Annotated in this window: 18 protein-coding genes, 1 tRNA gene and 2 pseudogenes; 6 read left to right on the top strand and 15 right to left on the bottom strand. The window is 70.1% G+C overall.

Translation table 11 applies throughout. From position 1 onward, the window contains the following. Positions 1 to 27 precede the first annotated feature (27 nt). The 7 genes and pseudogenes from OHB04_RS21575 to OHB04_RS21545 form a co-directional block, all read right to left on the bottom strand. Complete coding sequence (locus tag OHB04_RS21575; protein ID WP_326689352.1) at positions 28 to 1224, bottom strand: DUF1906 domain-containing protein; 1197 nt, start codon at positions 1222 to 1224, stop codon at positions 28 to 30. A gap of 133 nt (positions 1225 to 1357) precedes the next feature. Continuing rightward, a complete protein-coding gene (locus tag OHB04_RS21570; RefSeq protein WP_326689351.1) occupies positions 1358 to 2521 on the bottom strand; it encodes a lipid-transfer protein in 1164 nt (387 codons plus the stop codon). A gap of 134 nt (positions 2522 to 2655) precedes the next feature. Next, positions 2656 to 3120, bottom strand: a pseudogene (locus OHB04_RS21565) (MaoC family dehydratase); the annotation flags it as partial. Beyond that, positions 3117 to 4379, bottom strand: coding sequence for an acyl-CoA dehydrogenase family protein (locus tag OHB04_RS21560; protein ID WP_326808057.1), 1263 nt, complete (start codon positions 4377 to 4379; stop codon positions 3117 to 3119). The gene OHB04_RS21560 and the pseudogene OHB04_RS21565, both read right to left, overlap by 4 nt. Further along, entirely contained in the window at positions 4379 to 5305 is a 927-nt protein-coding gene (locus OHB04_RS21555) for a Zn-ribbon domain-containing OB-fold protein (protein ID WP_326689348.1), read from the bottom strand. Before OHB04_RS21555 ends, OHB04_RS21560 begins: the two co-directional genes overlap by 1 nt. Continuing rightward, positions 5302 to 6459: an acyl-CoA dehydrogenase family protein gene (locus OHB04_RS21550; RefSeq protein WP_326689347.1), complete on the bottom strand. Its 1158-nt coding sequence runs from the start codon at positions 6457 to 6459 to the stop codon at positions 5302 to 5304. The genes OHB04_RS21555 and OHB04_RS21550 overlap by 4 nt, the downstream gene beginning before the upstream one ends. Before the next feature lie 295 nt (positions 6460 to 6754). Then, positions 6755 to 7036, bottom strand: a complete 282-nt coding sequence (locus OHB04_RS21545; protein WP_326689346.1) for a hypothetical protein — start codon at positions 7034 to 7036, stop codon at positions 6755 to 6757. A gap of 368 nt (positions 7037 to 7404) precedes the next feature. Here OHB04_RS21545 and OHB04_RS21540 point away from each other — a divergent pair, with 368 nt between their 5' ends. After that, positions 7405 to 8358 carry a bifunctional DNA primase/polymerase gene (locus tag OHB04_RS21540; protein ID WP_326689345.1) on the top strand — a complete coding sequence of 318 codons (954 nt, stop codon included), beginning with the start codon at positions 7405 to 7407 and terminating at the stop codon, positions 8356 to 8358. A gap of 222 nt (positions 8359 to 8580) precedes the next feature. On the opposite strand, the gene OHB04_RS21535 is transcribed toward OHB04_RS21540, so the two are convergent. Further along, positions 8581 to 9174, bottom strand: coding sequence for a TIGR03086 family metal-binding protein (locus OHB04_RS21535; protein ID WP_326808056.1), 594 nt, complete (start codon positions 9172 to 9174; stop codon positions 8581 to 8583). Positions 9175 to 9381: 207 nt separating this feature from the next. Here OHB04_RS21535 and OHB04_RS21530 point away from each other — a divergent pair, with 207 nt between their 5' ends. Further along, positions 9382 to 10620: an FUSC family protein gene (locus tag OHB04_RS21530; protein WP_326689343.1), complete on the top strand. Its 1239-nt coding sequence runs from the start codon at positions 9382 to 9384 to the stop codon at positions 10618 to 10620. Between the two features lie 139 nt (positions 10621 to 10759). On the opposite strand, the gene OHB04_RS21525 is transcribed toward OHB04_RS21530, so the two are convergent. The 3 genes from OHB04_RS21525 to OHB04_RS21515 form a co-directional block, all read right to left on the bottom strand. Beyond that, positions 10760 to 13120 (bottom strand): excinuclease ABC subunit UvrA, encoded by a 2361-nt coding sequence (locus tag OHB04_RS21525; RefSeq protein WP_442814910.1) that lies wholly within the window; start codon positions 13118 to 13120, stop codon positions 10760 to 10762. 445 nt (positions 13121 to 13565) lie between these two features. After that, entirely contained in the window at positions 13566 to 13943 is a 378-nt protein-coding gene (locus OHB04_RS21520; protein ID WP_326689341.1) for a hypothetical protein, read from the bottom strand. Between the two features lie 269 nt (positions 13944 to 14212). Next, positions 14213 to 14908 carry an alpha/beta fold hydrolase gene (locus OHB04_RS21515; protein WP_326809487.1) on the bottom strand — a complete coding sequence of 232 codons (696 nt, stop codon included), beginning with the start codon at positions 14906 to 14908 and terminating at the stop codon, positions 14213 to 14215. Positions 14909 to 14985: 77 nt separating this feature from the next. Here OHB04_RS21515 and OHB04_RS21510 point away from each other — a divergent pair, with 77 nt between their 5' ends. Continuing rightward, positions 14986 to 15534 (top strand): TetR/AcrR family transcriptional regulator, encoded by a 549-nt coding sequence (locus OHB04_RS21510; protein ID WP_326689340.1) that lies wholly within the window; start codon positions 14986 to 14988, stop codon positions 15532 to 15534. Positions 15535 to 16056: 522 nt separating this feature from the next. Here the strand turns inward: OHB04_RS21510 and OHB04_RS21505 are convergent. From OHB04_RS21505 to OHB04_RS21490, 4 genes and pseudogenes are all read right to left on the bottom strand, one after another. Beyond that, positions 16057 to 16327: pseudogene (locus tag OHB04_RS21505) on the bottom strand (IS701 family transposase); the annotation flags it as partial. A 38-nt stretch (positions 16328 to 16365) separates the two neighbouring features. Then, the gene (locus OHB04_RS21500; RefSeq protein WP_326689339.1) at positions 16366 to 17424 is read right to left on the bottom strand and encodes a hypothetical protein; all 1059 of its coding nucleotides are present in this window, start codon (positions 17422 to 17424) and stop codon (positions 16366 to 16368) included. A gap of 326 nt (positions 17425 to 17750) precedes the next feature. Further along, positions 17751 to 17837 (bottom strand) — tRNA-Ser (locus OHB04_RS21495). Between the two features lie 44 nt (positions 17838 to 17881). Further along, positions 17882 to 19396 (bottom strand): S1C family serine protease, encoded by a 1515-nt coding sequence (locus OHB04_RS21490; RefSeq protein WP_442815102.1) that lies wholly within the window; start codon positions 19394 to 19396, stop codon positions 17882 to 17884. A 696-nt stretch (positions 19397 to 20092) separates the two neighbouring features. Between OHB04_RS21490 and OHB04_RS21485 the strand changes: the two genes are divergently transcribed. The 3 genes from OHB04_RS21485 to OHB04_RS21475 all read left to right on the top strand — a co-directional run bounded on the left by OHB04_RS21485 (position 20093) and on the right by OHB04_RS21475 (position 23073). After that, positions 20093 to 21013: a glycerophosphodiester phosphodiesterase gene (locus tag OHB04_RS21485; protein WP_326689337.1), complete on the top strand. Its 921-nt coding sequence runs from the start codon at positions 20093 to 20095 to the stop codon at positions 21011 to 21013. A 95-nt stretch (positions 21014 to 21108) separates the two neighbouring features. Next, positions 21109 to 21825 (top strand): ATP-binding protein, encoded by a 717-nt coding sequence (locus OHB04_RS21480; RefSeq protein WP_405804456.1) that lies wholly within the window; start codon positions 21109 to 21111, stop codon positions 21823 to 21825. Between the two features lie 255 nt (positions 21826 to 22080). After that, the gene (locus OHB04_RS21475) at positions 22081 to 23073 is read left to right on the top strand and encodes a DUF5926 family protein (RefSeq protein WP_326689335.1); all 993 of its coding nucleotides are present in this window, start codon (positions 22081 to 22083) and stop codon (positions 23071 to 23073) included. Positions 23074 to 23157: the final 84 nt, after the last annotated feature.

Here is a 23157-nt window from a genome sequence, read left to right as displayed (position 1 = left end):
AGGGGGATCAGGGGCGTCTGCGGGAACTCACCCGATGACGGCTACGGGGGCGTCCACGAGGTTCTGGTCGATGTGGACCGAGTGCCCGCCGTAGGTGCGCTTCACGTTGCCCGTGAACTGGTGGATCCGGCGGTGCGGCTGCCAGGCCCGGCGGTTGATCCGGCGCTCGCTGTGCAGGGACTTGGGGACGTTCCAGCGCGCGAACCACATGGCCGTCGGCAGCCCGCGCGCACCCGCGGCCCGCGCCTTCTCCAGGTGGGCGGCGCCCGAGTTGGCGCTGCTGTAGAAGCCGGCGACGTAGCCCTGGGCGCGAACCGCGCTGTTCCAGCCCTGGATGAAGCGCAGCGTCGTGGCGGCACAACTCTTGTTGCGGTAGTTGTACGCCTCCATGTCGAGGTAGACCGCGCTGTGCCGGACCATCTTGAACCGCTTGGCCTGACGCACCGCGTCCAGCCCTTCGCGCTTGCCCCGCGCGTAGGGGCCACGGGTGCTCATGCGGACCTTGCGCTTGTGGGCGGCGCGGACGCAGGGGGACTGGGAGCCGACGTAGAGCGGCAACAGCTTCCAGCCCAGCTTGTGCACGCCCCCCACCCAGGAGGGCGACAGGTGCTTCTGGTTCGGGCACGCCCTGCCGCGCCCGCCGATGTAGACGCCCACCGCGCCGAACGGGGAGGCGCGCTTCCACGCGCGCATGGTGGCGGCCGAGGGAGCCTGGCAGGTGTCGAAGGCCTGGCCCTTGAAGACCTTCGCGCCGAAGGCGCGCGGGTCGCCCCGGACGAGCGACGGCTGGCCCCCCGGGACACCGGGTGCGCCGGGCGCCGAGGGATCCTCCGGCACGTCGGGGGCCGCCGGGTCACGCTGGGCACGCGGCGCGGAGGACTCGCCGGGCAGCGAGGGCTCGCCGGACCGGGACGGCTCATCCGGCTGAGCGGACCCGGAGGGTGCGGCGGAGCCCGGAGGAGCTTCCGGCTGCCGCGGGACTCCTGGCTTGGACGGCACCGCTGAACCGGATTCCGGAACCGAGCCGGTGCCGGGAGCCGACTTCCTGGGTGCCGATGGTGACGGGGGAGCGGCGTGGGACGAGGAAGGTGCCGGAGGGTGGCTCGTGGCAGTATCCGGTGGCGCCGCCTCGGTTGCGGTGGCGGGGAGGACCCCGGAGGTGAACAGGGCGGCGAGCGCGGCCAGCAGAACGGTTCCCCGGCGAATGATCTGATTTTTGGCCATGGGGCGAGTGAAACGAGTCCCGGCACATGGAACCGTTCAGGCTCGCCCGCAGGACCGCCGGATTCAGCCATCTGCCCTGTCTGCTCCGTGTGCCCTGTCACCGGTCCTTCGCCGGTCTGTCGCCGGCCCCGGCTTACGTCCCGGCCAGCACCAGGCCGGACGTCGGTACCCCGGTGCCCGCCGTGACCAGCGTGCGCTCCGCACCGTCCACCTGGTTGACGGACGTGCCGCGGATCTGGCGTACGGCCTCGGCGATGCCGTTCATCCCGTGCAGGTAAGCCTCTCCGAGCTGGCCCCCGTGGGTGTTGAGCGGAAGGACCTCCTCCGCGACGAAGTCCGCTCCCTCGCCGCGCGCGCAGAAACCGAACTCCTCCAGCTGCATGAGCACGAAGGGGGTGAAGTGGTCGTACAGAATGCCGACGTCGATGTCGGAGGGCGCCAGCCCGCTGGTGCGCCACAGTTGCCTGGCGACGACGCCCATCTCCGGCAGCCCCGTCAGGTCGTCCCGGTAGAAGCTCGTCATCTGCTCCTGCCGCCGGCCGGCTCCCTGCGCCGCCGCCGCGATCACAGCGGGCCGGTGCGGCAGGTCGCGGGCGCGCTCGACGGAGGTGACCACCAGCGCCTGGCCCCCGTCGGTCTCCTGGCAGCAGTCGAGCAGCCGCAGCGGCTCGACGATCCAGCGCGAGGCGGCATGCTCGGCGAGCGTGATCGGCTTGCCGTAGAAGTAGGCGGCCGGATTGACCGCCGCGTACTTCCGGTCCGTCACGGCGACGTGCCCGAAGACCTCGGGGCTCAGGCCATAGGTGTGCAGATAGCGCTGCGCCGCCATGGCGACCCAGGAGGCGGGGGTGAGCAGGCCGAAGGGCAGCGACCAGCCGAGCGCCGTACCTTCGGCGGAAGGCTCGCGCCACCGCACACCCGAGCCGAAGCGCCGTCCCGAGCGCTCGTTGAACGCGCGGTAGCACACGACTGTCTCAGCGATCCCCGAGGCAACGGCCAGCGCCGCCTGCTGGACAGTGGCGCAGGCTGCGCCGCCTCCGTAGTGCACGCGAGAGAAGAACGACAGCTCACCGATGCCCGCCGCCTGCGCGACGGTGATCTCCGGGCTGGTGTCCATGGTGAAGCTGACCAGGCCGTCGACGTCATCCGGTGCGAGCCCCGCGTCCTCCAGCGCCGCCTGGACGGCCTCGACAGCGAGCTTGAGCTCGCTGCGACCGGAGTCCTTGGAGAACTCGGTGGCACCGATGCCGACGATCGCCGCACGGCTGCCGAGCCTGTCGGGGCTCCGGAGGCTCATATGTCCGCGCCTTCCTGGAGGTCCGCGCCTTCTTGGCCGGGCTCGCCTTCCTGGCCGGGCTCGCCTTCCTGGCGGGCCTCCTCTGTCAGGCGGCCCTCGTCCTGCCGGAGTGTCCCGGCTTTGGGCTGAGGCTCCTCCGCCGAACCCGGCGTCCGGAGGGTGAGGACGAGGGTGACCGCGCCGGTGACGTGAGCGCCCAGGCTGTTCTCACCGGTCACGGCGATCCCGACCTCCACCCTCGTGGCATCCGGTGCGCCGGTTCCGGGCGCCGTTACAGAAGTGACGCGGCCGGTCAGCGTCATGGTGTCGCCCGGATAGTTGGGAACGCCCAGCCGGACGGCGACCTTCCGCAGCCGGGCGTGCGGCCCCGCCCACTCCGTCACATAGCGGCCCACCAGGCCGTTGGTGGTCAGGATGTTCATGAAGATGTCGGGCGAGCCCTTGTCCCTGGCCGCTTCCGCGTCGTGGTGCACATCCTGGAAGTCGCGCGAGGCGACGGCTCCGGAGACGATGAGCGTGCGCGTCACCGGTATGGCCAGCGGCGGCAGTTCGTCACCCTCGCGGGGCCCAGGCGGGCCCGTACGCGCTGTCGTCGTCACAGATCCTCCGGTGCCACTGATCGTCCGGCGTCCTCCGGCGGCACGCTCGGTACCCCCTCCTTCAGCACGCTCGGTACCTCCTCCTCCGGTGCGGCCAGGGCCTCGCCCAACTCGGCCAGGAGCGCACCGGGCGAGCCGAGGCAGGCATCGAGCTGCCGGCCCCACAGGAAATGCCGGTGCACCGGATGGTCGAGATCCGCCCCGATACCGCCGTGCAGGTGCTGCCCCGCGTGCACGACTCTGCGGCCCGCGTCCGCCGCCCACCACGCCGCGGTCAGCGAGTGGGTGTGCGCGGGCAGCCCCTGGTCGTGCCGCCACGCGGCCTCGTAGACGGTGACGCGGATGGCCTCGGTGTCCATGTGCGCGTCGGCGGCCCGCAGCTGTACGCCCTGATGGGTGGCGAGGGGGCGTCCGAACTGCTCGCGCTCACAGGTGTGTTCGACCGCGCGGGCGAGTGAGCCCGCACAGACCCCGGCCTGGAGCGCGGCGAATCCCGTGCGCGCACGGTCGAGCGTCGGCCGGTACGCCTCGTCGTACGAACTGTGCGGGACATGCGGTCCCGATGGCGCGCCCTCTCCCAGCACCTCCCCGGAAACGTCCTCCAGAGCGAGCCGGCCCGCGCTCCAAGGAGCCGTGGTCTCGACCGGGACGACGCGGACTCCGGTCCGCGCCGTCTCCACCAGGAAGCAGCGCACCACACCATCCGTCGCGCACCGCGCGGGCACCAGCACATGGGTGGCCTCGCGCAGCCAGGGGACGACGGGAACGACCCCGCTCAGCCGCCAGTCCCCGCCCCCTCCCTCGCCCTCCTGGTCGTCCTCACCGGCCCCGGCGCTCGTGACCGCCGCCGCGTCCCGGGACGGCCCCCTCACGGCCGGGGACGCCGTCACCGCCGGGCCCCGGCCCGGCGGCGGGAACGCGCCGGTCGCCACGGCCGTACCGGCACGCAGCGCGGGCAGCCATCTCGCGCGCTGCTCACTCGTCCCGTACGCCCCGATCGGCAGCAGCCCGTACACACAGGTCGCGGCGAACGGCACCTGCGCCGTACGGCGGCCCTGTTCCTCCAGCATGAGCGCCAGGCCGAGCAGCCCGGTCTCCTCCACGGCGGCGACCAGGCCTGCCGCGCACAGCCCCTTCCACAGCTCCGCGTCGGTGTCGCCGTCCAGCGCGCGGAGGCGCTCGGGTGTGGAGAGGTCTTCGAAGATCTCGGCGGCCAGCTCGCGCGCCGCCGCCTGTGCCTCGGTCGGGGTGAAGTCCATCAGACCGCCCCTCTGAAGACGGGCAGTTCGAGGTCGTCGTCCACCCGCAGGAATTCCAGATCGACCGGCATCCCGATGCGCACCTTCTCGCAGGGCACTCCGGTGATATTGCTGACGAGGCGTACCCCTTCGCCGAGTTCGACAAGTGCCACCGCGTACGGCGGGTCGAATGCGGGGAACGCCGGATGGTGCATGACGACGTAGGAGTAGACCGTTCCGTGCCCCGCCGACTCGACAGCCCTCCATTCGCTGGAGCCGCACGCGTGGCAGCCGGGCAGCCAGGGGAGGCGCGGGGTGGCGCACGCTTCGCACCGCTGGAACAGCAGCTTGTGCCGGGCAACGCCCTCCCAGAAGCCCGCGTTGTCCCGATTGACCACGGGCCGAGGCCGCCTGCCTGAAGCGGACCGGCCCGAGCCGGCATCCGAGCCGGCATCCGGGGCGGCGTTCCTCCCGCCCTCCGCAGGGCGGTACTTGAGAATGCGGAAGCGGTGGGTTCCCGCCCTCTCGCCGCCTGCCCGGATGTCCATGCGGGTCGTCACGAAGTATCCGGTGCCCAGTTTCGTCGCCTTGCGCGGGGAGACCGACTCGATCACCGCGTCGAAGGTGATCTCGTCCCCAGGATGCAGCTCCCGCACGTACTCCTGTTCGCAGTCGGTGGCGACGACCGAGGTATAGCCCGCGCCCTCCAGCGCGCCCAGCAGCGCGTCGTACGGGCCCGCGCGCCTCGCCTGCCCGCTGAGCCCGGCCATCGTCCAGACCTGGAGCATCGTCGCGGGCGCCGAGCCGTCGGGCGGAACTGGGTGGCCCAGGGCCTCGCACCAGTGCCGGATCATCGGCTCGTTGACCGGGTCCTTGCCCCGTGCGGAGACCGCGGCCGGACGGCCCTCGTACTCTCGGAGGGACTCGTGGAGCACGTCCTCGCTCACCGCTTTCTCCTCCGCATCCCCAGCCGCATCGTCGCGACGATCTCCCGCTGGACCTCGCTCACTCCGCCCCCGAAGGTGTTGATCTGCGCGGCGCGGTTCATCCGCTCCAGCTCGCCGTCACCGAAGACGCCGGGGGATCCGGCGCGCACCGTGCCCACCTCACCGAGCACCTCCTGGCACAGCGCGTAGACGGCGACGGTGCTCTCGGTGCCGGCGAACTTCACCCCGCTCGCGTCGCCCGGCGCGAGCGTGCCCGCGCCGACGTCGCCGACGAGTCGCCAGTTGAGCAGCCGGGTGGCGGCAAGGCGCGCGTGCGCCTCGGCGAGCCGTGCCCGCGCCCACGGCTGTTCGAGGGCGCCCGTCTCGCGCGCGTGCTCCAGCACCGCCCGATAGTGGTCTTCCGCCTGCATCCCGATGGCGGCGAGCGCGACCCGCTCGTGGTTGAGCTGGTTGGTGATCAGGCCCCAGCCGCCGTTCTCCTCGCCGACGAGGTTGCCCGAGGGCACACGTACGCCGTCGTAGTACGTCGTGGTGGTCGTCAGTCCGCCCACGGTTTCGATCGGCGTCCAAGAGAACCCGGAAGCATCGGTAGGGACGAGAATGATCGAGATGCCGTGGTGTTTGACCGCTTGCGGATCGGTCCTGCACGCGAGCCAGATCCAGTCGGCCTGCTGGGCGTTGCTGGTGAAGACCTTGTTGCCGTCGATCAGCCAGCTGCCGTCCGCTTCCCGTACCGCCCTGGTGCGCAGCGAGGCGAGGTCGGTTCCCGCTTCCGGTTCGGTGTATCCGATGGCGAAGACGAGGTCACCGCTGAGGATCCGGGGCAGGAAGTACGCCTTCTGCTCCGGCGTCCCGTACCTCATGAGCGTCGGCCCGACGGTGTTGAGGGTGACCATCGACACGGGCGCTCCCGCGCGGTACGCCTCGTCGAAGAACACGAACTGCTCGTCCGCGCCGCGCCCCTGGCCGCCGTACTCCACGGGCCACCCGAGGCCGAGCAGGCCGTCGGCGCCGATACGCCGCAGCAGCGCACGCCGACGCGCGGGGTCGGGGGCTCCGCCCGGGGTGCGCTCGTCGGGAGGTATCAGCTCGCGGAAGTAGGCGCGCAGTTCGGCCCGCAGGCTTCGCTGCCGCTCGGTGAGGGCGAGATGCATTTTCTGACTGTCCGTCAGCTCTGGTGAGACTGTCAAGGTCGCCGCCGCGCGGTCCCGACGCACTCGCGACGTCCCTCACACCCGCCGTGTCACACCCGTCGCGCCTCACGCACGCCCGAAGCCCCCGCCCGCCCCAGGACCCCAAGCCCCCTGCTCCCCCTGACCCCTGAGCCGCCGAGTCCCCGGTCCCCACGGCGCACAAAGCAGCCGCGCGCCCGCGAATTACTCGCGGACGCGCGGCCTCAGCCCATCCCCATGAACGCTCCGGCCAGTGGCCGGTCAGCCCGTCAAGCGGTCACCAAAGGTTGGTGAAGACGACGGTGTTCGTCTCGTTGTGCGTCTCGTTCGACTGGTCCACGACCGCACCATTGCCGTTGACGGTGGCGTTGTTCGCGTTGTTGGTGTTGTTCCCGTCGCCCCTCGCACTCTGCGCCTGGGTACTGACACTCGCGTTGGAATTCGATCCGTCGTCCGCGAAGGAGCCGTTGTCCGCCTGCGCCACGCCGGACATGACGGCGACGGCGAACGGAAGGGCGGCAGCAGCTGCGATGACGCGGGCGGTACGGATGCGTGCCATGTTCGTTCCTCCAGGAACCGTATGTGCGCCGCGATTGCGGCGCTGCACCAGAAGTGCGCTGTTTGCCGGGCGGTTGGCCTGCCGCCCTGATGTCGCTTGCGACGTCGCGGGACCAGAGTTGCCCACCGAATCCCCGGCGAACCACTCTTGGCGGAATGATTCGCTCGCAAGCATGACGATGTGTCGATAAACGCCCCTCGCGCCCCCAACCCCCCGGATTCCGACGCCCGCACCTGCCGTCGCCCTCGCGCCACTGGGAAGAAGTCATCACGGCACCTTTCAGCCAAATTCATGTGCATGTCCGACTACGGGAAAGACACACGGCCGGAGCCCTTCTCGGCCCCAAACTCCCGTACGAAGCTGGGCTTATGGGCTCCCTCGCTCTTGAGCACGCGCTGGCCGCCGCCAGCCGGGGACTCGCCGTCCTCCCGCTCTCCCGCAACAAGCTTCCGGCTCTTCGCTCCCCGCACCACGCACGCGGTCCCGCGAGCGCCGCCCCAAGCTCCCCCACCACCCCGCACGACCCTCCATCGCCGTACTCGGGTGGCCTGACCGAACCTCCTGAGAAGCCCTGTCACGGGGAGTGCGGGCTGCTCGGTCACGGCGTCCACGACGCCACCTCCGACCCCGAAGGCGTGCGCGCGCTCTTCGCGGCGGCGCCCTGGGCCACCGGATACGGCATCGCGTGCGGACGGCCGCCGCTCCACCTCGTCGGGCTCGACCTCGACGTGAAGAACGGCACGGACTCGCTCGGCGCACTGGAACGCCTCGCCGACGCTCACGACTTCACCCTCCCGCCCACCACGACCGTGCTCACTCCCAGCGGCGGCCGGCACCTGTGGCTGCGCGGGCCGCGGGATACCGCCGTGCCCAACTCCGTCGGACGGCTGGCGCCCGGGATCGACGTAAGAGGCAGCGGCGGCTACCTCGTGGGCCCCGGGTCGGTGACCGTACGCGGCACCTACCGGCTGGCCCCCGGCTCGCTCAGCCAGCCCCCTGCCCCGATACCGCCCGGACTGCTGGCCCTGCTGTTGCCCCCGCCGCCCGGACGGCGCGTGGGCGAGCAGTACGCGGCGTCCTACGACCGCCTCGGCGACGGCGGGCCCGGCGCCGCGCTCATCCACTTCGTCCGCGGGGCTCCGGTGGGCCAGCGCAACGCCCGGCTGTTCTGGGCGGCCTGCCGCGCCTATGAGACAGGGCGAGGCGACACGCTGGCCGAGCCGCTCGCCCACGCGGCCATGGCATCCGGCCTCCCCGAACGCGAAGCCCGCACGACGATCGCCTCCGCCTGCCACCGTGCCGCACGCTTCCCCACAAGCTGAGCCCCTACGCCCTATGAGGACGCGTTCATCCGGGCAAGCAGAGCGCAAGGAGGGCGTTTTCGCGCTTCATCCGGTGCGAGGCGATACACGCTTCATCCGGTGCGACGCGATACGCCCCTTCATCCGGTGCGAGGCACTATGCGCTCCATCCGGTACGACGCGATACCTCCCTCATCCGGTCGCGCGACGCACCAGTAGCCAACCCCGTGAGGGGCGCCGCCCTCACGCCACTCCAGGGCGCCAGGCCGGGTCACGGCCGGTGAGGGCCACCACCTGGTCGAGCAGGGGCGCGTCCTCGGACACATGGACGATCGGCCCGAAGATCCCCTGCGTACCCTCCTCCTGCGCGAAGCCTGCCAGGAACGTGTGTACGGTGCGCAGACTCTCCTCGTCGGCCACCAGCTCCTGCCCGGTCGCCCGAGCGATGTCCCAGCCGTGCACCACCAGCTCGTTCAGCAGGACGAGCCCCGCTTCCGCTCCCGTCAACGAAACCCCGCCGATCCGGGTGTCGCCCTCCCACGCCTCCGGGAAGTGCCAGGCCTCCGTCAGCTCTTCCAGCCCGCGGGGGAGCCGCGCGCGCCAGTCGCCGGGCAGGGCTCCGGGCCCGTGCTCGGAGGGATCACGCTCGGTGTTCTCGCCCAGCTTGTGCGCGGCGTACTGAAAGCCGACCGACAGCTCGATCACGTGTGCCAGCAGGTCGCGCAGCGTAAAGCGCTCGCAGGGCGTGGCACTGTCCAGCGCCGCGTCCCGCACTCCGCCCGCCAGCGCGGCCATCTCCCGCGCCGCAGGTCCGACATCGATCCCTGTCTCCGTCATGCCGCTCGCCTCCCGTTTCCGTCTCTCGGTTCGCCGTCTGCCTTCAGACTCCGTACAGAGCAGGCCGCGCGCACCAGAACGGACCACGCGAGTCGGCCGAACTCATCGCTTTCCCAGGACGGCACGGTGGCGTGCCTCCGTCACCCGGGCGGCCCCATCGACGCGCGAGCCTGCCGATCCGCGCCGGAAAGCGGGGAGGGACGGAGGGTGCCTGATGTCACCGATCCCCTGCTGAATCTCGTCCGGCGCCGCCGGGAGCCCGTGGTCACCCAGACGGCCCGGTCAACCGTCGCCGCGGTGATCGCGTATGTCGTCGCCCTCCAGCTGAGCAGTGAGCCGGCGCCGCTCACCGCGCCGCTGACCGCTCTGCTGGTCACCCAGGTCACCCTCTACACAACGCTGAAGACCGGCATGCGCCGTGTGAACGCGGTGGTCGCCGGGGTGCTCATCTCGACCGGCTTCAGCTCCCTGGTGGGACTCACCTGGTGGAGCCTGGGCATCGTCATCCTTGCCGCGCTGATCATCGGCCGGTTCGTCAAGGCCGGGGAGTTCGTCCCGGAGACCGCGATCAGCGCCATGCTGGTGCTGGGAGTGTCGCAAGTGGCGGCGATGGCCTGGGACCGGGTGCTGGAGACGCTGGTCGGAGCTGTGGTCGGGCTGTCGTTCAACGTGCTGTTCGTGCCACCCGTATGGGTGCAGCCCGCAAGCGAGGCCGTCATCGACCTCTCCGGCCGGATGCGGCGCCTGCTGCTGAGCCTCGGCGAACAGGTGCGCGGCCACATCCCGGTGACGCGGGCCGCCGAGCGGCTGCACGAGGCCCGGCAGCTCGACCAGGACATCGAGCAGGTCGACGCGGACCTGCGCCGCGCCGAGGACAGCCTCCGGCTCAACCCGCGTGTCAAGGAGGGGATGCTCTCCCGCGTGGTGCTGCGTACCGGCCTGGACACCATGGAGATCTGCGCGGTCGTCCTGCGTACGGTGTGCCGGACGCTGGTCGACCTCGCCAAGGCGCGCACGGAAGAGCCGCTCTTCGCACCGCACATCGCCGAAGGGCTGCACGAGCTGTTCACCCACATGGCCCGCGCGATCGAGAGCTTTGCCGTGCTGATCACCACCCAGGTCAGCACCAACGCGGATGAGGCTGAATCACGCCTCGTGCGGGAACTCGACGCCAGCCGCACCAGCCGCGACACGGTCGCCCACCGGCTCCTCGACGGCGTACAGGAACACCCCCGCCAGTGGCAGCTGCACGGAGCGCTGCTGGCCGAGGTCGACCGCATCCTGGACGAGCTGGATGTGGAGAAGCGCTCCCAGCGGCTGTGGGAGGAGCTGGACCGGCAATCCCGGGAGCAGCGCGACCGGTACCGGATGCTGCGCAAAAGCCTCGGCTGGCGGCCACGGCGGGACAACGGCCGGGAGAAGGATGAGTGGGCCGAGGCGGACTGAGCTTCCCGCCTCGGCGGCCAGGACAGCGCAACGTTCCGGGCAGCGCACTGTTCAGGGGCAGCGCAACGTTCCGGGCAGCGCACTGTTCAGGGGCAGCGCAACGTTCCGGGCAGCGCACTGTTCAGGGGCAGCACGCTGTTTACGGCAGCGACCGCCGCAGATAGTCGGCCGTGTGCGTGTGGGACGTGCGCACCATCTCCTCCGGCGTCCCGGCGAACACCACCTCGCCGCCGTGCGCCCCGGCCTCCGGTCCGATGTCGATCACATGGTCGGCATGCTTGACGACGTCCAGGTCGTGCTCGACCACGACGACCGTGTTGCCCGCGTCCACCAGCCGGTCCAGCAGCGCCAGCAGGGTCTCCACGTCGGCCATGTGCAGCCCCGTGGTGGGCTCGTCGAACACGTAGACGCTGCCAGTCTCGTGCAGCCTGTGCGCGAGCTTGATCCGCTGCCGCTCGCCTCCCGACAGCAGCGACAGCGGCCTGCCGAGCGTGAGGTAGCCGAGGCCGACCTCCCGCAGCGGGGAGAGCCGGCGCAGGATCGCGGGATCGGTGAAGTGCGCCAGGGCCTCCTCGACGGTCATGGCGAGCAGGTCGACGACGTTTTTGCCGTTCATCCGGTACGCGAGAACCTCCTCGCTGAATCGCCGCCCCTCGCACGTCTCGCACACGGTGGTCACCGGGTCCAGGAACGCCATGTCCATCGTGACGCTCCCGCGCCCCTGGCAATCCGGGCACGCGCCCTTGGAGTTGAAGCTGAACAGCCCGGCGTCCGCCCCGTGGTGACGCGCGTACATCCGGCGCACCAGGTCCCAGATGTCGGTGTACGTCGCGGGCGTCGAGCGGGACGAGATCCCGGTGGCCGACTGGTCGAGGACGATGGCCTCCGGATGGCGGGCCACAAATGCCCCGGCGACCAGCGTGCTCTTGCCGGACCCCGCGACGCCGGTGACGGCGGTGAACACCCCGGTCGGGATGTCCACGCTCACGTTCTTGAGATTGTGGAACGACGCGTCCCGCACGGTCAGCACGCCCGTCGGCCGCCTGCGCTGCGCCCCCGGCTTCAGCCCCGTGCGCTCCCGGAAGTGCCGGGCGGTGGCCGTTCCGCTCTCCACCAGTTTCTCGACGGTTCCCTCGAAGACGATCTCACCACCGTTTGTGCCTGCTCCAGGGCCCATGTCGACCACATGGTCGGCGATTCCGATCACATCTCGGTCGTGCTCGACGATCAGCACGGTGTTGCCCTTGTCGCGAAGTGCGAGCAGCAGACCGTTCAGCCGGTCCACGTCGCGCGCGTGCAGTCCGACGCTGGGCTCGTCGAAGATGTACGTCATGCCCGTGAGGCTGCTGCCCAGGTGGCGCACGGTCTTCAGCCGCTGGCCCTCACCGCCCGAGAGCGTCTTGGTGGGCCGCTCCAGTGTCAGGTAGCCGAGCCCCACCGCGTCGATACGCCCCAGCGCCGCCAGCGCCGCCTCGACCGCCGGGCCGCCCACCGGGTCCAGTGCCACATCCGACTCCCCGAGCACACGGGCCAGTTCGCGGATCTCCATCGCACACATGTCCGCGATGCTGTAGCCGTCGATACGGGACGCCAGCGCGCGCTCGTTCAGCCGCGCCCCTCCGCACTCCGGGCAGCCGACCTCGGTGACGACCTCCTCCGCGCTCTTGCGCTCCCGGATGCTCAGCGACTCCAGGCCGGGCTTGATGAAGCGGCGGGTGAAGCGCGGCACCACCCCCTCGTAGTCGTTCAGCGCGACGTTCCCGAGGGTGCCGCCATGTGGCCGCTGCGTCCGGAACCCGCCGCCGTACAGCAGCAATTCACGCTCGCTCTCCGAGTAATCACGAAGCGGCTTGTCCGGGTCGAAAACGGTCGGCTCTTGCGCCAGGCCCGGTCCTCCCGTGCCCCTGTACCGTCGGATCTGCGCATACCGCTTCCAGTAGTTCGTCCCCACCGCGAACGCCGGATGCCGGATGGCCCCCTCGTTCAACGACTTCGACTCATCCAGCAGCTTGCCCAAATCCAGCCGCACCGTCCGCCCGAGCCCGTCGCAGGCCGGGCACATTCCCTGCGGATCGTTGAACGAGTACCGATTCGAGAGCCCGGCACTGGGCTCCCCGCACCGCGAGAACAGCACCCGCAGCACCGGATTGACCTCGGTCATCGTCCCCACCGTCGAACGCGAGCCGCCGCCCACGGGCTTCTGGTCGACGATGATCGCCGGGGTCAGGTTCTCCATGAACTCGAACTTCGGCCGTTCGTAGCGCGGCAGCCGGTTCCGTACGAACGAGGGGAACACCTCATTCAGCTGCCGCTGCGACTCCACGGCCACCGTGTCGAACACCAGCGACGACTTGCCCGACCCCGAGACCCCCGTCACCACTGTCACCCGCCCCAGCGGTATCCGCAGCGTCACGCCCCGCAGGTTGTTCTCCCGCCCACCGCGGACCACAATCTCCCCCGGCACCTGCTCCTCCTCACATCCGGCCTCGCTCGCTCCCACCACCCTCCTCAAGAAACCAGACGTCTCCTGTCCGGTTTTCCCGCTGGTCCGGGCCGAGACGAAACGGCCGCTACATACGACTGACCGCCGCCTCTTATGAAGGCGGCGGTCAGCCGATCACCGCTCCCCCCTGGGCGGAACACTCGGGGGCTGAATATTCCCGAGGGGGCGGAATTCTTGGTGGGGACTCAGGAAGCGAAGTCCGTTTCACGGGCGTAGCGACCCGCCCGCCGCCCGGTCACGGGCCCGGCGCCGACGGCCACCTCGGAGCACTTCCGACGCACCGCGATCCCCTTCATAGAGGCCATGACCGGTTTATTGAGAGCCTGAACGGTTCCGGGCCATGCAGTGACCGAACGGTTCCGGGCCAGGTCATGCAGCCGAAGAGAAGATCCCATGGGCCGTGAACAGCCGTACGGGAGTTCCGCACCGCGGGAGAGCCGGTTCACTGGCACGCGGCCCTCTCCCGAAGGGGCGTCGCCCGCCTGCGCACACCCGCCGGCCGCCGCGTTCCGGAACAGTGCAGAGGGGTGTTGGCCGCCACCGCCATCGGCTTGATGACCTCCTTGGGCTTCACCAGGGCCCGCCCCTGGCATTCGCCTTCCTCCCCGTCCTCTCCCGCCGCGCTCTCCGCGAGGTATGTGCGCCACGTGCCGCCTCCCAGCACGACGCTGACGACGAGTGCGAGGACGGCCACCACATCGGCTGCTCGAACACTGGGTCGACGCCCTTCACCAGGCTGCTGGCCGCCCTTGTCCACGGCCCCGCCGCCGCGACGGACCCGCCACTTCTGCTTCGCATCCTCGTTCCATGACTCACCCACTGCTCTCACCTGCCCTCATCGCTGCTCCTCGCCGGCCGGCCGTCATCCTGCCCTTCTCTCACGGGCCACGAGCCGCACCAGCCCGTCTCAAGGTGTGATGCGGCCCCTGGCCGAAAAGTTCACGGCTCCATTCAGCCAGTTCCGAAGCGAGGGCGGCCCGGCGCCCGAAAGTCGACCTGCGGCCACGCGGGTCACAGTCCGAAGGCCACCAGCCGCGTACGCCCGGAGCGGGAGCGCTCAACGGTCCACCGGCACACGGCAGGTCGCCGTCACAGCCCGAGGATCAATTCGCGTACAGCGGCTGGCTGGGAGAGGAACGGGTGGTGGCCGGCGTCGAGTTCCACGACGCTGCCCGCCCTGCCTGCGTACTCGCGTTGCAACCGGGCGGGGGTGCCTCTGTCCTGGGCGCAGACGAGGTACGTCGAGGGCACGTGCCGCCACGCCGCTGCCTTCACCGGCTGCTCGAGGACCGCCAGGCTCTGCGGGGCCGTCTTGTCCGCGGCCTGTCGCTGGATCTCCGGATCGCAGTCCTGGAGGAACGTCTCGGCCAGAGCGTCGGGCCGGACGGCGAAGGTGCCGGCCTCGGGATCGATGTCGAGAAACGGGGCGGGCCCCTCGCCGCCGAACGAGGAGAGGCTCTGCCCGACCTCGGGCAGGTAGCTCGACACGAGCAGCAGGTGGTGCACGGCGTCGACGCCCGCAGCCGCCTCCGCGGTGACGATCCCGCCGTAGCTGTGGGCGACCACGACGGCCGGCTCGTCGTTCGCGGTCAATACTCGCCGGACCGCGGCGACATCCTCGGCCAGCCCGGGGCCTCCCGCGCCTGTCGGCTCCCCCGTCTCGCCGCAGCTCGGCAGGGTCGGCGCCTCGCTGGCGACACCCCGCTCGGCCAGCAGCTCACCAGTTCGGTGCCACCACCACGATCCGTCCTTGACGCATGCCCCGTGCACGAAAACGACCCTCATCATGACCCCTTCGTCTTCTTTCCTTCGCTGTGGAGCGATATTAGACGTACCAGTAATTACGTGAAAAAGTGACGGCGATGGGCAGGCAGCGGCAACCTCAGATCAGGCAGCGGCTTCTCGTCGCGTGCACCGACTACTCGCTCGAGCACGGGCTCCCCGACCGGCTCGAGCCGCTGGCTACCGCCGCGGGCACCTCGAGCCGGATGCTGATCTACCACTTCGGAACCCGTGACGGACTGCTCCGCGAGATCCTCGGACAGGCCCGGCAGCGCCAGCTTCAGGCCTTCACCGACCTGATATGCCTGCGCCCTGACGAGCCCTACCCGATGACCCTGGCCCGCGCCTGGTCAGCGATCTCCGGGCCAGAGGGCGAGCCCTACCTCCGTATGTTCAGTCGGCTGCACGACACCGCAGGAGAGCCCCTCTGGCCCGGCTTTCGGCGAACCGCGACCACCGACTGGCTCGCGCCCCTGGAGGCCGGCATGCGCAGCCTCGGGCGACCCGAGCTGGCCACCGTCGTGCTCGCCGTCATCCGTGGCCTCCTCATGGACCTGGACGCAACCGGCGATGCCCCACGCACGCACCAGGCCTTCCATGACTTTCTCACCACGATCGACAGCGCCTGAGACCGTGCCTGAGACCGATTCAGCGGGATTGGGGTAGGGGTTTAAGGCCGGGTGGCGGGTGGCGGGTGACGGGTGGTGGGTGGCGAACGCAGCCAATTCGCTTGGCCACGCAGCCAATTCGCTTGGCCACAGGTTGGCCACACAGGCTGATCAAAGCGGGGATCAGGTGGGGGCAGGCCGGCACACGCGACCACGCAGAAGGGGCACCCGGGAACCCGGGTACCCCTTCTGACGTGCACGTTCTCCACATGCGCGGATGCGGTGGGATTGAGATGTCACGCCCACATCGGCAGCGAAGCGAGTGTGACGGCTGCCGTGCAGGACTCGGCTGTCGTGTCGTATCGGGTTGCGATGCCGCGCCGCTGCTTCAAACGATTGAAGACCCGGACACCGGTCGTTGACCGGTCCGCGTACGTACCCGGAAGTCATGCAGGTGCAGCTTGCCCCGTGCCAAGCGTGAGCTGGGGGGGACCGGGGGGACACCCGATACACCGTCAACCTGTTCTCCGGGACCTGAACAGGGTCGAGTTCCGGAGAACAGGCGATGTAGTAGGAGACGACGGTCTCGTGCCGGTTGGTGGCCATGGCGTGGAAGACGTCGTCCTTCTCCAGTTCGGACCGCCAGCCCTTGCTGAAGCCGTAGGCGGCGACCGCCGTCGCCCATCCGAACGGCCCCCGGTCGATCAGCGTGTGTACGGGGCCCGGTCGCGTAGGTGAGGAACACACCGATCGGACCATTCTCGGGGTGGCCCCCAGTGCCGGAGTAGTGCCGCTGCATGCCGACGGCAAGCACCTGCGCAGTACCGGCTCGGAGCGCGGACTACGGCACCCCTATGGCGCGGTTGCGGCATGGTGCCGGAGTGCGTCGGTTGTCGGTCCCGCTTGCCGAACGTGGTGGTGAACTCGCCTGAAGGCCCAGGCCAGCAGAGCGACGACGGCGAGCATCAGAACGACGTTGGCACCGTACTTGGCCACGTGGGAGGTGGGTGCGCCCAGGGGCTCGACCGCGAAGGAAAGCCCCGCGTTGACCACGAGGGCCGCGCCACCGACCATGAGCGCGTGGAGTCGGCCCCAGCGCTCGCGCCTCGACCAGTACAACAGCAGGCCGCCGCCCAGAACGAGTACTGCCCCGTCCACAGCGGTGCCCGACCAGCTGGGCGGCACCAGTTGATGGGTGGCCAACAGGACCACCGCGCCACCACCGGCCAGCCACGGCGGCGGCACCCGGCCGGGCACGGTCGCACGGCGGCGCGGCAGGACGAACGCGGTCACGGCGAGGGTGAGGGCGACAGTGGCCGCGATGCCGAGCTGTGCCGGGCTCGCCATGAACTTCTTGGTGTGCTCGTGAAAGAAGATCACGACTGCCAGTGCGTACAGCGCGACCATCGCCGTCATGCCACCGCGGCGCAGCCATGGCCGGTCGGCCAGTTGGGGAACGCAGGACTCGATCACGACGATCGGGGCGGCGAAACTCCAGATCACGTGGCCGCCGACGAATCCCAGCACATTGTGGACGCTGATGCCGAGGGCGGGTATGAGGGTGGGGAGGCGCCCTTCAGCCCAGGAAGCGTCACTGAAGGAGTGCGGGTTGAACAGACTCTGGTCGATCAACCCGGCCTCGACGACTCCGAACGCCATGCTCAGCAGGAGGATGGTCGGCCAGCCCCGGCCGGTGCGGCGCGTGACCTCCCTGATGATCACCGCAACCGTTCCGTAGAGCGGGGCGAGCAGCAGCAGCCCGGATATCAACTCCCATGGGTGGCCGATGATCTGGTCGTAGCCGATGAGGTATTCGGCACATACAGGAGACAGGACAAGAAGCGCCAGGGCCGGTGCCAGCCGACGCAACAGCGGTGGCTTCCCGGGGGAGGAAGAGCTCTCAACTTCCACGATCGTTCCTTGGGGTGTGAGGTTCCTGAGTCGGAACGGGGCGCCGTCTTGCGCAGGCGCTACCGGTACTTCTCGAAGGTAGGTGCGCGTTACAGTCCACGACTCAGGCATAGGTCTCCTGTGCGTTGACCAAAGTTGATCAGCGAAGCCGCCGCCGGTCATCCGATCGTTGACCGATGCGCCTGATTTGCAGACAAGCGCTGGGGCCTCTCGTGCCCGATTCCACCGGGAAACCACGGGAAAGACCGGGGACCTATGGCGCTTGCGCAAGAGAACGGCCCCCGACCAAGCTCACTGGTCAGGGGCCGTTCTCGCTGCTCTCAGCGCGGAGGCGGTGGGATTTGAACCCACGGTGACATCGCTGCCACGACGGTTTTCAAGACCGTTCCCTTCGGCCGCTCGGGCACACCTCCCCGCGTCGTCGGGTGGACGACGCGGGGACCAGCCTAGCGTGTGGTTACTTGTCGCCCTTGCGGGAGCCGAGGGTCAGCTCGGCGGTGTGCTCCTGGCCGTCGCGCTCGTAGGTCAATTTGACCTTTTCGCCCGGCTTGTGAGTCCAGATGGTGCCGATGAGGGTGGGGCCGCTGTCGATGACCGTGTCGTTGAGCTTGGTGATGCGGTCTCCGGACTTCAGGCCCGCCTTCTCGGCGGGGCTGCCGGAGGGGACCGCCTCGCTGCCGCCTTCGCCGTTCTGGGAGATGGTGGCGCCGTTGCCGCCGCCGCCCAGCTCCACCGTCGCGCCGATGACGGGGTAGACGGGCTCGCCCGTCTTGATCAGCTGGCCGGCCACCCGCTTGGCCTGGTTGACGGGGATCGCGAAGCCGAGGCCGACGCTTCCGGACTGGCCCTGGCCGCCCATGCCGCCGCCTCCGCCGCCGCCTGCCGGCTGGATCGCGGAGTTGATGCCGATCACGGCGCCCTGCGAGTTGAGCAGCGGGCCGCCCGAGTTGCCAGGGTTGATCGACGCGTCGGTCTGGAGCGCGCTCATGTACGAGGGGTTGGCGCCCTGGCCGTCGCTGGAGGCCACCGGGCGGTTCTTGGCACTGATGATGCCCGTGGTGACCGTGCCCGAAAGGCCGAACGGCGCGCCGATCGCGATCGTCGCGTCACCGACCGCCGCACCGCTGGAGTTGGCCAGCGAGAGCGGGGTCAGCTTGCGGTCGCCCGCGCCCTTGAGCTTGATGACGGCGACGTCGTAGCCCTGCGCCTCGCCGACGACCTGCGCGTCGTACTTCTTGCCGTCGGAGAACGTCGCCGTGAGCTTGCCGCCGCGCGCCCCGTTGGCCACCACGTGGTTGTTGGTGAGGATGTGGCCTTCCTTGTCGAAGACGAAGCCGGTTCCGGTGCCCTCTTCGCCGCCGCCGGACGACTGGATCGTCACCACGCTCGGCAGCGCCTTCGCGGCTATCCCCGCGACCGACTTGGGTGAGCGGTTCAGCGTCTTGGGGTCCGAGGACGAGGTGATGGTGGTGGTGTCGCCGTTCGAGCCGCGGTCCGCCGCCCAGAAGCCGAGCCCGCCGCCCACGCCGCCCGCGACGAGCGCCGCGACGACGACGCCCGCGATCAGGACGCCCCGGCGCTTCTTGCCCTGGTCCGGGCCGGGACCGCCCGCCGGGGGCATCGCCCAGGGGTCGTGCGGCGGAACGCCACCGGGGCCGCCAGGGCCCACCGGACCGCCTTGGCCGCCGCCACCCGCGCCGTACGGGGGTGGCGGTGGCGGCGTCGGCGTACCCGGATCGCCGTAACCCCAGCCGCCGCCCTGACCCGCACCGCCTTGACCTTTGTCACCTTGGCCCGCGCCGCCCGACTCCGACTTGTTCATCGCGGTCAGCGGCCCCGCCGGGGCTGGAGGGGCCGAAGGGGCCACGCCGGCCCCCGCACCGGCCCCGGCTCCCGGTTCCGTGAAGCCTGGGCCGCCCTCCGCCGAGGCATTCGTCCGGCCACCTGACGGTGCTTCTTGCTGCGGCTGCATGATGACGGTGTCCTCCCTGCCGCCCCTCTGGGGTACTACATCGTCCTGGACGGCTGGGCCATCCTGCGTACGGTCGGCGACGGGGGAGCTGGACGAGGCGGTGGGGGCCGCTGCGCCGGAAGAAGGAGAAGAGGCGGCAGAAGCGGGGGAGTCGGGTGAGGCCGGCGAGAAGTCGCTGCCCTCACGGCTCGTCGGGGCGCCGGTCGACGGGGCGTCCGCCGGCGCCGGGGGCGTGGGGTTCGGCCCCGCCGCAGGCGTCACGGCAGCGCCCTCGTTCTCGGTGCTCACAGCTCACTCCTCATCAGGTACACGACATCGCAGGGATGGGGTGTTCACATATTCGGGTATCCGCAGACAGCTTTTCCCATCAGGTGTCAGACGGGCGTAAGCCGACACACAGCCTCCGCTGCGCAGTTTTTATATCCGACTAAAACGGCCAAACCGACAGGACGTCCACTCAGCTCTCACTTACGCGTTCCGCTCCTGCGCCCTCCGTGATCACGGGACCCAGCGTAGGCGCGGCCGGGTCGCACCGCCCCTCGACGTCGGAACCGCCGTGCGAAGGGGTGTGCACACCGCACCCGGAGTCCACCGGGCCCACCCAGGCCCCACGCGGAGCCCCGTACGAAGTCGCACACAAGTCCGTGCGCAAAGCCCTGCACAACGTGTCCGCCGCCCCGGTGGCACGATAACCCGGTGAGCTATGAGATCGACGCCGGGTCGCGCCGCCGTCTCGCCCGCCCCTTGTCCGTCATCGCCCACCGCGGAGCCTCGATGGAGGCCCCGGAGCACACCCTCGCCGCCTACCGCCGGGCCATCGAAGAGGGCGCCGACGGCCTGGAGTGCGACGTACGGCTCACCGCTGACGGCCATCTCGTCTGTGTGCACGACCGGAGGGTCAACCGGACCTCCAACGGACGCGGCGCCGTCTCCACGCTGGAGCTGGCCGACCTCGCCGCTCTCGACTTCGGCTCCTGGAAGGGCAGGCACGCCGATCCGTACGAGTCACCGGATACCGACACGGACACCGACGCCGGCCCTTCCTCCGGCACACACGTCACCGCACGACCGGATACCGGCACGGGAACGGTCAACGGCAACGGAGCGGCGGCCCGCGCCGCAGACCCCGCCGAGCACACCTCCGTTCTCACGCTCGACCGGCTGCTGCGGCTCGTGGCCGAGGCGCCGCGCCCCGTCGAGCTGGCCATCGAGACCAAACACCCCACGCGCTGGGCGGGCCACGTGGAAGAACGCCTCCTGGAGCTGCTCGCACGCCACCGGCTCAGCACGCCTGTGCGCGTCATGAGCTTCTCCGCCCGCTCCCTCCAGCGGGTGCGGACGGCGGCACCGCACCTGCCGACGGTCTACCTGATGCAGTTGCTGCTGCCCCGCCACCGGGACGGCCGGCTGCCGCACGGCGTACGCATCGCGGGACCGAGCATCCGCATCCTGCGGTCGCATCCCGGCTACGTTGCCCGCGCCCACCGCGCGGGCAACGAGGTGCACGTATGGACGGTGGACGAACCGGAGGACGTGGAGCTGTGCGTCCGCCTGGGGGTCGACGCGATCATCACCAATCGCCCCCACCAGGTCCGCTCCCAACTGGGGCTGGACTGAACTCACCCGCCCCGTACATCACCCCAATTCACCTCATTCGTGAAGTACTTACCGGGAGTACACCGGCGCATTCGCTGCGTAGTGCAGACTCGCGAGTGCGTCAAGAGAACGGAAGTGGCCGGTTTCCTATGCACTCGCGTGGGGCATTCATCCGATGGCGTGGGGCAAAGGAGGTCTCGGGGGTGGCGTTGGTGGTGGCACAAGAGGTGCCTACTTCGTCGACCATGGCCGTGCCCCATGGCCCGTCGGCCGTGGGGATCGCAAGGCGTCGGATGCGCGAGGAACTCCTCGCCGGCGGCGCGCCGGACGCGGTCATCGACGATGCGATTCTGATCCTTTCCGAACTGCTCAGCAACGCGTGCCGACACGCACGCCCATTGAGCGCGGGATTCACCAGATCGAACGGTACGAACAGAGCGAACGTAACGAACGGCAACAGCGACAGCGCGGACAGCGCGAGCGCCACGGACACCGCGGACGCGGCGCACACGGCCAACAGCGCCGGCGTCGTCGAAGCCGCCTGGCACAGGGACGCGCGAGGGGAGCTGACCATCTCCGTCACGGACGGCGGTGGTCCGACACGGCCACTTCCGGCCACCCCCTCGGTCACCGCACGCGGCGGCAGAGGGCTCGCCATCATCACGGCGCTGGCCCGTGACTGGGGCGTCAGCACGGAACGGGAAGGCCACAGGGGCGGGAGCGGGACAGAGGGAGTGACGGTCTGGGCGGTTCTGCCGCCGAGCGGCTCCTTCAGCGGCAGGGTCGCCGCGAGCCTGGATCTCGGCCTGGCATCCCTCGAAGAGCTGGGCTGACCTGCTCGACCCGCTCAGGCCCACTCCGGCACGGCATCCGGTCCGGGCACCCGACGAAGGCACACCCGACAACAACACCCGGCAAAAGCACACAACACAGGCACGCGACAAACAAGGCACTCAGGTACGGAACGGTGCACGCGCCGTCTCCCGCGCCCCCTCGCATCCCGAGCGGAGCGTGAGAGGCGGCGCGTCCCTTTCAAGGACTAGGATCGCCGCTTCCGGACACCGCCGCACACCTGGAGAACCGCTCGTATGGCTAAGAAGCGCCGCCCCCAGTCAACCCCCGCGAGAAGCGCGGGAAGCGCGGGAAACTATCCGGTCGTCGGCGCTCGCCAGCCGTGCCCCTGCGGTTCGGGCCGCCGCTACAAGGCGTGCCATGGCAGGGAAGCAGCGCACGCAGCGACCGAACTGGTGCGCCGCCCCTTCGAAGGGCTGCCCAACGAGAGCGACTGGGTCGCCCTGCGCGAGCTGGTCCCCGCCGGAACAGCGCGGCTGACGCTCAAGGAGGGGCTGCCCGAGGGCGTTCCCGCCGTGACGCTCGCGACGGTGCTGCCGATGGCGTGGCCCGCCCTGCGCCGTGAGAGCGGCGAGGTCCTGCTCGGCCTCCAGAACGACACCGCCTCCGGCGACATCAGCCGCGACCTGGCGGACACACTGGGCCGCGCGCTGACCGCCGAGCCCGGCACACCCGTCGACGCCGGCCGGACCGACCCGCAGGGGCCGCGGTTGCAGGATCTGCTGGACCTGGAGGCTCCGTTCGAGCCCGTGGTACACAGCGGGTTCGAGTTCTGGATCGAGGGGGACGACCAGCCCGGGGGCGAGGTCGCCGCGTCCTTGGAGAGTGCCAATTCGGCCGCCATCCCGACAGCCCGGCTCTCCGGGGTGGAAGGTGCGTATTGGTGTGAGGCGCCGGAAAAGAACCATCTGCGCTGGGTGATGACCCACCCGGAGGAGCGGCTGCTGGACGCGCTCGCCCGACTGCACGCACAGGGCGCCTCCACGCTGGGTGAAATTTCCGGAGCGTCCGCCACCGAGGGGTCCCGGCTGGTGGGCTCCTTCCGTGCGCACGGCCTGACCGTACCGGTGTGGGACCTTCCGTCCGGGATGACCTCGGAGGACTGCGAGAAGCCCGCCGCAGCCTTCGCCGAACGCCTCGCCGAGGCGCTGGCGGCCACCACACCGTTGACGGCGGAGGAGCGCAGGGCGCGCAGCGGGCTCACCAACCGTCAGGTGACGCTCAGCTAAGGGTTGTCGGCGGATTCCGAAACGGATGTGCGGAGAAAATGTGACCGTGACTCGCGTCACACTGGGGGCTCAACTTCCCATACT

Source organism: Streptomyces sp. NBC_01775, assembly GCF_035917675.1.
Taxonomy (GTDB): Bacteria; Actinomycetota; Actinomycetes; order Streptomycetales; family Streptomycetaceae; genus Streptomyces.
This window is presented reverse-complemented; position numbering and strand designations above follow the sequence as displayed.